The organism is Paraburkholderia sp. GAS334, assembly GCF_050436625.1.
Classification (GTDB): domain Bacteria; phylum Pseudomonadota; class Gammaproteobacteria; order Burkholderiales; family Burkholderiaceae; genus Paraburkholderia.
The window spans coordinates 33,483-46,823 of sequence record NZ_JBNDMO010000015.1 but is presented as its reverse complement, the minus strand read 5'-3'; the positions used below and the strand labels follow the sequence as shown (position 1 = coordinate 46,823).

The 13,341-nt window shown below is 62.7% G+C and carries 14 protein-coding genes and 1 pseudogene; 10 read left to right on the top strand and 5 right to left on the bottom strand.

Annotated elements, in window-relative coordinates; all coding sequences use genetic code 11:
- The first annotated feature begins 298 nt into the window (after positions 1–298).
- Positions 299–883, top strand: a complete 585-nt coding sequence (locus P3T21_RS24560) for a TetR/AcrR family transcriptional regulator (RefSeq protein WP_429258556.1) — start codon at positions 299–301, stop codon at positions 881–883.
- Positions 884–1,012: 129 nt separating this feature from the next.
- Here the strand turns inward: P3T21_RS24560 and P3T21_RS24555 are convergent.
- Positions 1,013–1,213: pseudogene (locus tag P3T21_RS24555) on the bottom strand (IS5/IS1182 family transposase); the annotation flags it as partial.
- A 111-nt stretch (positions 1,214–1,324) separates the two neighbouring features.
- On the opposite strand from P3T21_RS24555, the gene P3T21_RS24550 reads away from it, so the two are divergent.
- The 4 genes from P3T21_RS24550 to P3T21_RS24535 all read left to right on the top strand — a co-directional run bounded on the left by P3T21_RS24550 (position 1,325) and on the right by P3T21_RS24535 (position 5,208).
- Entirely contained in the window at positions 1,325–2,620 is a 1,296-nt protein-coding gene (locus P3T21_RS24550) for an MFS transporter (protein ID WP_429258555.1), read from the top strand.
- Positions 2,617–3,660: a hypothetical protein gene (locus P3T21_RS24545; RefSeq protein WP_429258554.1), complete on the top strand. Its 1,044-nt coding sequence runs from the start codon at positions 2,617–2,619 to the stop codon at positions 3,658–3,660. The genes P3T21_RS24550 and P3T21_RS24545 overlap by 4 nt, the downstream gene beginning before the upstream one ends.
- Before the next feature lie 409 nt (positions 3,661–4,069).
- Positions 4,070–4,537, top strand: a complete 468-nt coding sequence (locus P3T21_RS24540) for a GNAT family N-acetyltransferase (RefSeq protein ID WP_429258553.1) — start codon at positions 4,070–4,072, stop codon at positions 4,535–4,537.
- The gene (locus tag P3T21_RS24535) at positions 4,534–5,208 is read left to right on the top strand and encodes an FMN-dependent NADH-azoreductase (RefSeq protein ID WP_429258552.1); all 675 of its coding nucleotides are present in this window, start codon (positions 4,534–4,536) and stop codon (positions 5,206–5,208) included. The genes P3T21_RS24540 and P3T21_RS24535 overlap by 4 nt, the downstream gene beginning before the upstream one ends.
- 99 nt (positions 5,209–5,307) lie before the next feature.
- Here the strand turns inward: P3T21_RS24535 and P3T21_RS24530 are convergent, their stop codons facing one another.
- Positions 5,308–6,837, bottom strand: coding sequence for a PLP-dependent aminotransferase family protein (locus P3T21_RS24530; protein WP_429258551.1), 1,530 nt, complete (start codon positions 6,835–6,837; stop codon positions 5,308–5,310).
- 190 nt (positions 6,838–7,027) lie between these two features.
- On the opposite strand from P3T21_RS24530, the gene P3T21_RS24525 reads away from it, so the two are divergent.
- Positions 7,028–7,780: an SDR family oxidoreductase gene (locus P3T21_RS24525; RefSeq protein WP_429258550.1), complete on the top strand. Its 753-nt coding sequence runs from the start codon at positions 7,028–7,030 to the stop codon at positions 7,778–7,780.
- Between the two features lie 104 nt (positions 7,781–7,884).
- Positions 7,885–8,595 (top strand): SDR family NAD(P)-dependent oxidoreductase, encoded by a 711-nt coding sequence (locus P3T21_RS24520; RefSeq protein WP_429258549.1) that lies wholly within the window; start codon positions 7,885–7,887, stop codon positions 8,593–8,595.
- A gap of 279 nt (positions 8,596–8,874) precedes the next feature.
- Here the strand turns inward: P3T21_RS24520 and P3T21_RS24515 are convergent, their stop codons facing one another.
- Positions 8,875–9,276, bottom strand: coding sequence for a hypothetical protein (locus tag P3T21_RS24515; RefSeq protein ID WP_429258664.1), 402 nt, complete (start codon positions 9,274–9,276; stop codon positions 8,875–8,877).
- 145 nt (positions 9,277–9,421) lie between these two features.
- On the opposite strand from P3T21_RS24515, the gene P3T21_RS24510 reads away from it, so the two are divergent.
- Positions 9,422–9,688 carry a hypothetical protein gene (locus P3T21_RS24510; protein ID WP_429258548.1) on the top strand — a complete coding sequence of 89 codons (267 nt, stop codon included), beginning with the start codon at positions 9,422–9,424 and terminating at the stop codon, positions 9,686–9,688.
- A 50-nt stretch (positions 9,689–9,738) separates the two neighbouring features.
- Here the strand turns inward: P3T21_RS24510 and P3T21_RS24505 are convergent, their stop codons facing one another.
- On the bottom strand, positions 9,739–10,410 hold the full coding sequence (locus P3T21_RS24505) for a TetR/AcrR family transcriptional regulator (RefSeq protein WP_429258547.1): 672 nt from the start codon (positions 10,408–10,410) through the stop codon (positions 9,739–9,741).
- Positions 10,411–10,548: 138 nt separating this feature from the next.
- Between P3T21_RS24505 and P3T21_RS24500 the strand changes: the two genes are divergently transcribed.
- Together P3T21_RS24500 and P3T21_RS24495 are read left to right on the top strand one after the other, a co-directional pair.
- The gene (locus P3T21_RS24500) at positions 10,549–11,841 is read left to right on the top strand and encodes an NAD(P)/FAD-dependent oxidoreductase (RefSeq protein WP_429258546.1); all 1,293 of its coding nucleotides are present in this window, start codon (positions 10,549–10,551) and stop codon (positions 11,839–11,841) included.
- Positions 11,842–11,870: 29 nt separating this feature from the next.
- The gene (locus P3T21_RS24495; RefSeq protein ID WP_429258545.1) at positions 11,871–12,275 is read left to right on the top strand and encodes a DUF3331 domain-containing protein; all 405 of its coding nucleotides are present in this window, start codon (positions 11,871–11,873) and stop codon (positions 12,273–12,275) included.
- 417 nt (positions 12,276–12,692) lie between these two features.
- On the opposite strand, the gene P3T21_RS24490 is transcribed toward P3T21_RS24495, so the two are convergent.
- Entirely contained in the window at positions 12,693–13,307 is a 615-nt protein-coding gene (locus P3T21_RS24490) for a TetR/AcrR family transcriptional regulator (protein ID WP_429258544.1), read from the bottom strand.
- Between the last annotated feature and the right edge of the window lie 34 nt (positions 13,308–13,341).

Here is a 13,341-nt window from a genome sequence, read left to right as displayed (position 1 = left end):
GCGCCGGCTCGCCGCGCGCGTGAGATCCGGTGGAAACAAGGCTGCAATTGCGTACCGAACCGTTGCGTCGCCGAACGGCCGGCCACATCCGCCGCCCGCCGGCGCCAAGACCACGGCGGACTGCCATCCGTGCCGCGCCGGCGTTACTTCGCGTTGTGCGCGAAATCGGCTACACTTGATGTCAATGTCGATCACCATTGTCTTTGCAGTGCATTCTGTCAGCGCGACTCAGACGTGTCAATGGTGATCGCCATTGTGTTTTCCAATCGACGCGATCATCAGAATCAGGGAGGAATCGATGGGCGTCTCAAGACAGCAGGCCGCCGAGAACCGGAACGCGATCGTCGCGGCCGCCGAGCGGCTGTTCCGGGTGCGCGGCGTCGACGCCGTGGGGCTGACGGAGCTGATGAAGGAAGCCGGCTTCACGCAGGGCGGCTTCTACAACCACTTCAAGTCGAAGGACGCGCTGATCTCCGCGGTGATGGAAAAGGCGATGCAGGACCGCGCGGATTCGCCGAACGCCGGCAGCGTGGCGAAGCAGGCGGCGCTCTACCTGTCGGCCGCGCACCGCGACAACGTCGAGGCCGGGTGCGCGCTGTCCGGCTTCGCGGGCGACGCGCCCCGGATGGCCGACGCGGCGCGCGCGTGCTATGCGCGCGGTCTCGCCACGTATCTCGACCGGCTGGGAAGCATGATCGCCACGAAAGGCGCGACGGCGGAACAAACGCGTCGCGACGCGATCGCGGTGTTCAGTCAGATGGTCGGGACGCTCGTGCTGTCGCGCGCGATCGCCGGCGCCGATCCAGCCTTCGCCGACGAAATCCTCGACGCGGGGCGGCGCACGCTCGTCGACGCGCTCGACGACCCGGCCACGCAGGCGTAGCGGCCCGCCCGGACGCGACGCGCGCTACTCCACCACGCGCGCCGCATGCCACGCGTCGAAGCGCGTGCGCCACGATTCGAACGGCTCCTTGAGCGGATGGCGCGAATCGTCGACCAGGTTCTGTTCACAGCTCACCTGCGCCCCGAATGCACAAGCAAGCGACGCAAAGGCAAGGTAGTTGCCCACGAGCTTGTCGTAACGAGTGGCGACACGACGAAAATGTTCGATGCGATTGAAGAAGCGTTCGACGATGTTCCAAGTTCGGTACAGCACTCGACTATATCGACGCCTGGTTGTTCGATTCGAGCGCGGCGGGATGATCACCTGAGCCTGGCCCGGATGGACCCGGCCGTGAAGCAGCTGGCCTTTGCGCGATATCCATGGGGTTGTCACGCACCTTTACGAAGGGTCACGAACAGCCGCGTTATGGCATGCTTCTCCATGACGCATTCTTTGCGTGGCGCAAGGACGATGCACATACCTGGACAGACGGCTAAGCGAGCAGTCAGGGGGCAGTTGTCCAGATTGCTCCGTCCCGAAGGCGTCGACCGGGGCGCCTCGGTCCTGCTTGTTGCCCGCGGTCTGCGCGGAACCTGCGATGGTTTTATTGCGGTGCTGCTGCCCGGCTATCTGCTGGCGCTCGGCTTTGGGCAACTGGCTGTCGGGCTCATCAGCACGACCACGTTGTTCGGGTCGGCCATCGCGACGGTCCTGGTGGGTCTCGTAGGCAATCGCTTTGCACAAAGGGGCCTGTTGCTCTTCGCGGGGGCGCTAATGACGGCTACAGGTCTTGCTTTCGCAGGCCTGTCTTCGCTGTGGCCGCTACTCGTCGTCGCGTTCATCGGCACGCTGAACCCGAGTTCCGGCGATGTCAGCCTGTTTCTACCGCTCGAGCATGCAAGGCTCGCCGACTCCGCAACGGGTGACGCACGAACCGCCCTGTTTGCGCGGTATAGCCTCGTCGGCGGGCTGTCCGCCGCAGTCGGCGCCCTCGCGGCCGGCCTGCCCGATTCGATCAGCGCCCACTCAGGTGCTTCGCCACTCACGGCGATACGCGTAATGTTCATCGTCTACGCGACGGCAGGATTCGTTATCTTGCTCCTTTACCGGCGTCTGCCGGCACGCGAGTCCAGGAACGACACGCCGCGTGTACCGCTTGGACCCTCACGCGGAATCGTCATCCGCCTTGCGCTGCTCTTTAGCGTTGACGCCTTCGCGGGCGGACTTCTCGTCAACTCGCTGCTGACCCTGTGGCTGATCCAGCGGTTCGGACTTTCGCTCGGCGCAGCCGGCCAGTTCTTTTTCTGGGCCGGGCTGCTCAGCGCCGGCTCTCAACTGGCCGCGGCTCCGTTATCGCGCCGGATCGGCCTGCTCAACACGATGGTGTTCACGCATATCCCCTCGAGCGTATGCCTGATTGCCGCAGCGTTTTCGCCTTCCCTCACGCTGACCCTCGCGCTGCTCCTCGCACGCAGTGCTCTTTCACAGATGGACGTGCCCACGCGCAGCGCCTACGTGATGTCGGTCGTCACGCCCGGGGAACGTCCTGCGGCGGCGAGCTTTACCGCGGTTCCGCGAAGCCTCGCTGCAGCGCTCGCGCCCACCCTTTCAGGGATATTGCTGGGCCTTGGGTGGCTCGGTGCTCCGCTAGTCGCGTGCGGTGTGCTGAAGATTGCATACGATCTTTCGCTACTCGCCGCATTTCGTCACGTCAGGCCCGACGGAGATTCGTCATGAAAGATCGTGTCGACTCGAACCGTCGCTGCGCTGCGATGTTGCTCGTCATTCTGTTGATGGTCGAAATCGCGGTACTGGTCATCCATTACAGCGCGACCGCTGCTGGCACTCCACTCACGGTCGAACTACCGCTGACGCACGTCGCCGACATCCCGCTGCCTGGTCGCGCCACCCGGCTCGATTACGAAAGCTACGACCCTGACCGGCATCTGCTGTTCATCGCACATCTGGGCGACAGCGAAGTCATCGTCTTCGACACGCAAAACTCACGTGTTGTCGCCCGCATTGGCAACATCGCCGCCGTTCATGGCGTCCTGGTGGTACCTGAACAGTCGCGGGTGTACGCGTCCGCGACCGGCACCAACGAAGTCGTTGCTATCGACGAGGCCACCCTGAAAATCACCGCACGCATGCAGGGTGGCATTTATCCGGACGGGATGGCATATGCACCTGACACCCGGAAACTCTATGTATCGGACGAAACGGGCGGGACTGAAACCGTGATCGATACTCAATCCAATCGCCGCACCAACGTGATCCCGTTGGGCGGCGAAGTCGGCAACACCCAGTACGACGCTGCGTCGCATCATATCTTCGTCAATGTCCAGTCACGACGACAACTCGTCGAAATCGATCCATCAACCGACGCAATCGTCGCCCGGATTGATCTGCCAGGCGCAAGAGGCAACCACGGTCTATATATCGTTCCGCGACTACACCTTGCGTTTGTCGCGTGCGAAGGCAACGATAGACTGCTGACGCTGAGCCTGCTCACCAGGGAGGTCGTCCAGTCATTTGACGTTGGCGGTGATCCCGATGTGCTTGCATTCGATCCAGGTCCGGGCACGCTTTATGTCGCTGGCGAAGCAGGCATCGTGTCGATGTTTTCCGTGGGCCCCGCAACGGTGTCGAAAATCGGTGAAGGTCGCATCGGGCCCAACGCACATGTGGTTGGTGTCGATCCATCAACGCATCGCGCCTATTTCCCGCTGAAGAACGTCGACGGACGTCCGGTGCTGCGCGTCATGGCGCCCCAGTGAGTTTTGCCGTCTGTGTGAAACGATGACGGACATAGGAGGTTGGACATGCAAGCGCTCTTAATGCTTGCTGCCAGCGCGACATGGTGGATCGCAATGGGACTCGACTGTCCGTTCCTGGCCCGATCTCGGTCCCACGATGAACTTCCGTAGACGACCCCGGAGCAGACTGTCGAGATGCAGTGACTTCAATAGCTCTTTTTGTTAAGCGTTGTTCGACGCCTGCCCTTGTCTGCCGCCGCGTGAGCACGCGATAGGCCTGTTGGTGAGCCCGCTTTTCACGGCGACTGCGTCGAATTCGGCTAGCGACACACTGCGTCCGCCGGATGACCTGGTCGAATCGCACATTCCTGGCTCTATCGACCAGGCCGTGTGCTGGGTATCGTAAGCGTCGTTCCTCGTGGAGACGCACATGCCCGCCTCGCTTCGCTTCGTTCACCTCGACACGCCCGATTCGCTGCTGCCCGCATTCGACGTCATGCGTCAGTTGCGCCCGCATCTGATGGACGCGCACTCGTTCGCCGCGCAGGTGGCGAGGCAGCACGCCGAAGGCTATCGCCTGCTCGCTGCGTCCGACGCGGGCAGCGTCGTCGGCCTCGCCGGTTATCGCATGCTGACCAATCTGCTGTATGGCCGCTTCGTCTATGTCGACGATCTGGTTGTCGATGGCAGGCTGCAGCGTGGCGGCATCGGTGCGCAACTGCTCGACGCCGTACGGCAGATCGCGCGCGAAGCCGGCTGCGCGCAATTCGTGCTCGACACGGGCCTGCACATGCCGCTTGCGCAACGCTTCTATTTCCGCAATGGGCTGCTCGCCCGAGGCATGCACTTCGTCGAACCACTCGCCCCTCTTTCCCATCCTGCGGAGGTCACGTCATGAAAATTCTGCTGATCAACGCCAGCCCGCACGGCGAGGCGAGCCACGGCTACCGTTTCGCCGACGAGATCGTCGGCATGCTGCGCGAGCACGCGGCACCCGCTGCATCGGCCATCAAAGTGATCGAACGCGACCTGGCAGCCGCGCCGCTGCCGCCGGTCGCCCGCGACTATGCGCGCGCCATCACGTCGCGCATGCCGGATAAGGCGCAGTTCGATGTCTCCGAGCAACTGATCGGTGAAATCGAAACGACGGATGCGCTCATTATTAACACGCCGATGCACAACTTCACGGTGCCGGCAGCGCTCAAGCTGTGGATCGATTACACGCTGCGCATCCATCGCACGTTCGCCGCGACACCGGAAGGCAAGGTTGGACGGATGCGCGACCGCCCGACCATCGTGATCGTCGGTTCGGGCGGTGTCCATAGTGGCGAACGCGCGCGGCAGCCGGATTTCCTGACGCCGTATCTGCGCTATGCACTCGGCTCGATCGGCATCCACAGCGTACAGTTTCTTCTGCTGCAGGGGCTTGTAATGGGCGAAGCGACGGTAGCCGAGGCGCTCGATGCGGCGCGCGTCCAGCTTACCGGCGATGCGGTGTTCGCCTCGCTCGCCGCACAGGCGGCCGGCAGCGCAAGCATGGCGGCGGGTACGACTGCGCAGCGCGCATAAAGTACGCCGGACGGGATGCGTTCCGAAAGCGCTCTTGTCGCATCGTGCGAAGGCGTGCCGCGCTGCGCTTATTCGGGATCTGGACACATGCCTCGCGCGTCAGCCTTCCAGACACGCGCGCAACGTTCGCGCGAGACGGCCTGCCTCACCCGCATCGGCGATGTTCGCGAAGCCCATCACGAGGCCGCGCAGCGTGCGCCGCGCGTGGCCATTCGCGTACCAGATCGAAAGCGGCAGCACCGCGAGCCCCGCCTCGCGGGCGCGCGCGGCGACGGCGACGTCGTCGACCGGGCCATCGGGGCCTTCGGCGAACTGCACCGCGAACTGAATTCCACCTGGCGGCAAATCGACAATCAGCCGTTCGCCAAACGCCTGCTCTAACGCGTGCACGATCAGCACGCGCCGCTCGCCGTACAACGCACGCATCCGCTTCAGATGCCGCGCAAAATGCCCCTGCCCAATGAAATCCGCCACGGCCGCCTGCAATAGCGTCGGCGATCCTGCGTTCATGCTGCGCGCCACCCTCCCGACGCGCTCGACGGCTCGCTCTGGCACCACCACATACGCGAGCCGTAAACCGGGAAACATCACCTTGCTGAACGTGCCGCAATAGATCACGCGATCGCGCCGGTCGAGGCTTTTTAATGCCGGCAATGGCCGGCCCAGATAACGGAACTCGCTGTCGTAGTCGTCCTCGATGATCCAGCGGGACGCTTTCCCTGCCCAGTCCAGCAGCGCCATGCGTCTTGCGAGCGACAGCGTGTGCCCGAGCGGGCTCTGATGCGACGGCGTGACCACTGCGAAGCGCGCCTGCGCATCCAGCAGTGTGCCGCGCTCGACGTCGATCCCTTCGCCATCCACCGGCACCGGCACGAGCTGCACGCTGGTCTCGGCCAGAAAATCACGCGCGAGCAGATAGCCGGGATCCTCGAACCACACGCGATCGTTCGGGCGGGCGAGACTGCGTAACACGAGTTCGAGCGTCGCACGGTAGCCGCCGGTAACGAACACCTGTTCCGGCAGGCAGGTCACGCCGCGCGACAGCCCGAGATAGGTGGCGATATGTTCGCGCAGCGGCCAGTAGCCGGCCGGATCCGGGTACGCGAGCATCGCGCGTTCGCCGCTGCGCGCGCGCTGCGCAACGAGCCGGTTCCATACCTTGCCCGGAAATGCGTCGAGCGCGGGCAGCCCGGGTTGTAACGGCCGCGGCTCGCCGCTCATGCTGACGGTGAGGGCCAGCTGGCGCGGCGCCGCTTGACCATCGCGCGATTCATCTGACGTCTGCGGCGTGCCCGCGCCTTCAGTGCTTTGCCTGCCGCGCGCGTCCTGAACGCCTTGCGCACGCGACGAGCGCATCACCGATGCCGGCAGCGACGGCGATACGAACGTGCCCGCCGCGCCGCGCATCTGCAGGTAGCCCTCGTCGACGAGGATCGTGTAGGCGAGCTCGACCGTGCCGCGCGCCGTGTTCAGCTGCGTGGCGAGGCCGCGCAGCGCGGGCACGCGGTCGCCGGGACGCAGATGCCCCGCGGCGATCGCGGTCCTGAAACGCTCGCAGATCTGCAGATAGATCGGCAACTGCTGCTGCCGATCGATTTCGATGGTCAATGCGGGAATCGGTACGGTCATGAGGGTCTCGCGGGCAAGGGGAGCGGCAAACGGCATGGACTAGTCGGATCGACAATTCCTGGCACTTTTCGATAGCGCATGATTCTTCCACAATGGCCCCACGCGATGCGACGGCGGCGAACACTTTCACGCGATATGACACTTGCCGGGCGCCCCGCGCGTTCATTTACTCTCATCTGGAGAATCTGCCATGAAAATCGTCGTAATCGGTGGGTCCGGCCTGATCGGATCGCGTCTCGTCACGCTGCTTGGCGAGGCGGGCCATGAGGCGCTCGCCGCGTCGCCGCGTACCGGCGTGAACAGCGTTACGGGCGAAGGCCTGAGCAACGCGTTCGTGGGCGCGGACGTCGTAGTGGATGTGACGAACGCGCCGTCATGGGAGCCGCAGGCGGTACTCGACTTCTTCCGCGCCTCGGCGCGCAACCTCGGCACGGCCGAAGTGGCCGCAGGGGTGCGCCATCACGTCGCGCTATCAATCGTCGGCTGCGACCGCACGCCGGAGAACGCGTATTTCGCTGCCAAGGTCGCGCAGGAAGAGGTGATCGAAGCGGCGGGCGTGCCGTACACGATCGTGCGCGCGACCCAGTTCATGGAGTTCATCGGCGGTATTGCGGATTTCGGCACGGAAGGCGGCACGGTGCGCATCGGCGACGGCCTGTTTCAACCGATCGCCGCGGACGACGTCGCGGCGAGCCTCGCGCAGATCGCGCTCGCCGCGCCGCTGAACGGCACGGTCGAGATCGCCGGCCCAGACCGCGCGCCCTTCGCGGAGATCGTCACGCGTTATCTGAAATCGGTAGGCGACGCGCGTCCGGTGGTGACGGATCGCGATGCGCTGTACTACGGCGGCCGTGTCGAGGAACAATCGCTTGTGCCGCTCGGCGACGCGCGGATCGGCCGCGTCAGTCTCGACCAGTGGCTGGCGCAGGCTAAGAAGGGTTGATTGCAGGTTGATGCGAAACCTGAATCAACGTGTCTACATTTGCCTTGATCGGAGCCGTCGGCCAGATCGGCGTTGAAGTCGAACAAAAATTTTCTGGGTAAAACATGAGCACGTCACCAAAGGTTGTCGTCGTTACGGGCGCATCGCAAGGCATTGGCGCGGAAGTCGTCAAGGCGTTTCGCAAGCTCGACTACCGCATTGTTGCGACCGCACGTTCGATCAAGCCGTCCGACGACCCGAACATCCTTACGGTAGCGGGTGATATCGGCGATTCGGCGACTGCCCAGCGTGTCATTTCCGAAGGCGTTGCAAAGTTTGGCCGGATCGATACGCTGGTGAACAACGCCGGCATTTACATCGGGAAGCCTTTCACCCAACACACCGCCGAAGACTTCGCCGCTGTGGTCAACGTGAATGTCGCCGGTTTCTATTACGTGACGCAACTCGCCATCGCCGAGATGGAAAAGCAGTCGAGCGGCCACGTGGTTAGCGTGACCTCCAGCACTGTTGACGCTGCAATCAGCGGCGTGTATTCGGTACTGGCAGCCCTGACGAAGGGGGGGCTGAACGCCGCCACGAAGTCGCTGGCGATTGAGTACGCGAGGAAAGGTATTCGCGTGAATGCCGTCGCGCCGGGGATCATCAAGACGCCGATGCACGCGCCGGAAACCCATGAAGCCCTGGGCGCCTTCCATCCGCTCGGGCGCATGGGCGAGATGAGCGATATCGCCGACGCGATTCTGTTCCTTGATTCCGCACCGTTCATCACGGGAGAAATCCTGCACGTCGACGGCGGCCAGAGCGCCGGTCACTAAGAGACGCTAACAAAATGCCTGTTACAGTTGCCCGCTGGCAGATAATGCAGCGGGCAATTTTCAAAACCAAAGGCGGGGCTGGCATCTCGCTCACTTTTCTGCCCGCAGGACGGATTGCATTCGACGTCAAACCGCCACAGCATTGAAGCGCTCAGGCGTGCCTGAATGATGGCCTCCTCATGGGTTCACGGGTGAGGAGCGTGCAGGATTGCGTGAGTAACGACCGATCTCGGTCCCACGATGAACTTCCGTAGACGCCCCCAAGCCGCCGGTCGATAGCTATCCGAAAATCCGCGCCCATGCGGCTCGAAGGCGTCGGGCGCGGCCTTCGAAGAGATACGAGCCAGCCAGCGCCAGTAAGCCCGAGATCACTCCCGTCACGAAGGCCTCAGTAAAGGGGATGCCGTAGTGGTTCACGTGCGAGTAGGCGTCGCCTAACATTGTCAGGAAGCCGACGACCAGCGCATTGCCATATCGGTTCGAGTAGAGCTTCGCCGCCGGTGTAAACGTCAAAAGAACGGCCAGAATTCCGGTGACCAGACCTGTCTGTAATGCAATCGTCCAGTGGACAAGACTCATGACATTGCCCCAGCTGCCCGGCATGCAGGTCATGCACGCGCTCGTCGGCTGCCAGAAGCGCTGGATAAACAGACTGACGCGGCGCTTCCAATCGCTTGACATCATGTATTTCCCCATGGATGCCCCTGTCAGGGTTCCGACGCAACTATACGTTTCCTTGGAGCTGTGTTCCAGGCCTCTTGTTCCGCCCGTCGGTTGAAGCGAGGTTTCCGCCCTCTGAATGCGGCGGAACTGCTGTTCTCGACCTATGCTTGCTGCCGATCGCGAGGTTGAACATTCCGAGATCGCGGACCTGCGCCGGAAGCTGCAGACGGATGCGAACGGCCTAAATCTCCTTGAGCTTCAACAGGGGCTCCTGCCCGGTCAGCCTGCCCTTCTTCCAGAGCACTCGCTTTCCGGCATCGACTTTTTGGGCTTCCATGCCAATCTACTTTCAACGAAGGGAGACACAGTCCGCACCCTGGCGGATGGTCGCTGTTCGGACCCAACTCGGTCGCTCACCGACAATATCTGAAGGACCGCTTTGCGGCAGATTTGCGAGAGCGGCGTCCGGGTCGCAGCGCTTCAGCCGAGCATGGCTAAAGCAGCCGTCAGAACGGCACGTTTGAATTCCTTGGCGCGCTGCGGTAAGGAAGAGAACGGACTCAGCACATGGCTATAGGCGACAGTTTTGCTGATGCCATTGGCGAGCATCGTGAACATGATGTCGGGATCCTGCCGCGAAATCTCACCTGCGTTGATCGCATCGATGAGCAACGGCACGAACACGTCATGAAACGGCCGCACCACCCGCTCGATCAGCAGGTTAAGGCGCTCTCCAGTTTCGGTTGCGGCAGTCGAAAAAAACATGCCAACGTCTGGCGTCAAAAACACCTGGTCGATCAGTATCGACACGGCGCCCTCGACGCGCGCTCGCGGTCCTGCACCTGAAATCTCCCGTAAGGCGGCGATCTTCGCGACCATGGGAGCCGCTTCGTCGGCGATCTGGTCCACCACGGCGATCCACAGCGCTTCTTTCGAGCCGTAGTGATGCGCGACCAGCGCGGGGTCGACACCCGACGCCCTGGCGATTTCGCGCACGCTCGTCGCCTCATATCCGCTCCTCGCGAACGCCCCGCGGGCGCTGCGAAGCAATGCGTCGGCGCCACCCGCGTCGCTGCACGCTGGACGTCCGCGCGACCGACGCGGCGTGGTAGTCGTCGTGGCGCATTGGGCTCGATCGTTAGGGTGTTTCATCGGCGACGGTAGATCGTGTTCAAGGAAAGCTCAGAATTTTAACGGGTGCCGCACCGCGAATAGCGGCGGCACCGGTTTGACATGAACCCATCGAAACCGTAGTATCGCATTAATTCATCACTCGTAGAATATTTGACAATGCACCAGACCACCCGGATCGTCATCGTCGGCGGCGGTATCGCTGGACTTCTGCTCGCGACCAGGCTGGGCAACACGCTTGGCCGCAGCGGCCGCGCTCAGGTCACGTTGATCGACAAAAGCGCAACCCATATCTGGAAGCCCATGCTGCACACGATCGCGGCAGGCACTCGCGATGTCCAGCAACAGCAGGTCATCTATCTCGCCCACGCCCGCGACCACGGCTTCAACTATCAGCCAGGCGAAATGGAAGGCCTGGACCGCAATGCGCGCGTCGTGAAGCTGGCTGAACTGCGTTCGCCTTCGGGTGAGGTCGTGATCGGCCCACGCACGGTCGAATACGATGTGCTGATTCTCGCGTTAGGCAGTCGCGCCAACGACTTCGGCACGCCAGGCGTACTCGATCATTGCCATTTCATCGACAGCCAGGCGCAGGCCGAAGTCTTCAACGAAGCATTGCGCATCCGCATATTCCAGAGCGTTGTGACAAATAGCCCGTTGCGCGTGTCGATCGTCGGCGCTGGCGCGACCGGCGTCGAACTGGCGGCGGAATTGAGCCGACTGCTCGAAGTGGCCGCGAGCTACGGCGACCCCGGCATCCGCTCACGCCTGAACCTCACGCTTTATGAAAGCGCACCGCGCGTACTGGCGGCGTTTCCACCGGCGGTGTCGGAGTCCAGTGAGGCACAGTTACGGCATATCGGTTTCACGGTGCGAACGGGCACGCGAGTGACCGCCGCCGAACCCGATGGACTCCGGTTGGGCGACGGCAGCCAGCAGCCGGCGGATTTGATGGTATGGGCGGCGGGCGTCAAGGCCCCTGATTTTCTGAGCAAACTGGATGGGATCGAGAGCAATCGTTCCAATCAGATCACCGTCAGGCCAACCTTGCAGGCGCAGGACGACGACACACTATTCGCCCTCGGCGATTGCTCGACGTTGACGCTCGCCGGAAATGAACGTCCTCTCGCACCCACGGCGCAAGTCGCCACGCAACAGGCACAACATCTCGCAAAGCACTTGCCGGCCTGGCTCGGCGGCCGCTCATTGCCCGACTTTGCATTTCACGACTTCGGCGCGCTGGTATCGCTGAGCGACTACAACGCTTTTGGGACGCTCGGGCAGTTCGGGTTCTTCCGTGGCGGGTTTATCAAGGGCCGATTCGCGCAGCTCAGTCACGCCATGCTCTACCGGCAACATCAGCAGGCTTTGCACGGTTTCGGCAAGGCCATGACGCTGTGGACCGCCGAGCGGATCAACGGCCTCGTGCAGCCGAAGATACGGCTGAGCTGAACGCCACCTCACTTTTGACGGGAGTACCCATGGATCAATACGTGACGGCCGACATTGCATGGCAGCGCACTGTCGGCCAACTCGATGCGGGATGCGCGCATCAATTGACGGCTCGAGTCAGGCATATAGTCGATTCGCACGGATCGCGCAGTCTGCCGGTCAAGAATGGCGACGTTGTGATCGCGCTGCTCGATCAACCCAGTCCACGAACGGCCACCGTATCGTGGAGCGACCCCCGAGGTTGCAAGTACGGCGAACAGGTTTGGCGCCTTGCTACAGCCAAACGATCGGGTATATGCGCCTTGAGCGGACAAGGCATCGCCGCGGGCGATGCGATCTACCGCCCCACAAAGGTCGAGCCGCCTCCCGCCAATGCGGCTGCCATGATGCTTGCAACAGTAGTCGAGCTCGCCTTTACCGATCCATGTTGTTAGTTTTGGCAGGCGTGTTTCGGTGTTGATTCTGCCTAAATCGGCACGGCGCGACAGCGCAGTCGCTGCGGGCAGTGCCGATCAGTTGACTTGTATCTTCGAGCTACAGACAGGACGTCGCCGAAGCGCGCGAAACCACGCAGACCTTGATAAGAGTAGAAGCGCGTGCAAAAGAACTTCGGCCGCTACGCCTGTCGACGCACCCTTGCTCGTGGAAGATCAGAGATGGCGTGCCACTCGCCCTTCTCATGTCCAGTCGTTTTTTTACCTGCGCGGCTTTCCCCGGGAGCACAGTGGCCAAGCCGTTCTCAGATTCGTGGCAGCGCGCATCGGTGGCGAGGACTTCGTCCTGCTGCTAGAGCACAAGCTTCGTCTGGCGTAGCCAGCGGGAACGACGGCGTTGCGCCCGTCGTGCGTCAATCACGCGTAGCACGCGAGAAACATATCGGCGGCGGATTCTGCGACGTCTTTCTGTTCGTCCTTGCTGAGGGGCGGTTGCCCCATCGTCACCTGTGGCCAGAACGCGAACGCCTTCACGAGACCCTGCAACTGCTGCGCCGCGAACGTCGGATCCGGCGTCCTGAGGCGGCCATCCGCGGCGGCTGCACGTATCCAGACCGTCAGGTCTTCTTCGCGCTCGCCCATACGCGCCACCATGTCGCGCGCGCGTTCAGGCGAATGGATGCCCGCCGCGATCGCGACACGTGCGAGCGACAGGAATGCCTCGTCATTCAGCAGGCTCAGCTTTCGTGACAGCAGTTGGAGCAACTGCGCGCGCAAGGGCTGGTCGGCGCGATAGGCGGGCGCCTCTGCCGCGTGACTCGCATTCCACAACTGCTGCAGGATCGCAGCGAATAGCGCTTCCTTGCCTGGGAAGTGGTTGTAGACCGTACGCTTTGACACGCCCGCGCGGGCTGTAATGCGATCCATGCTGGTCGCCTCGAAGCCGGCGGCGCGAAATTCCTCGATAGCCGCGGCGATGATGGCCGCGCGCTTGCGATCGGTCAGGCGCTGATGGGTGGCGTTGTCGTCCATCGTTAAATTTTACACTGGACGGTTTACTTTTCTC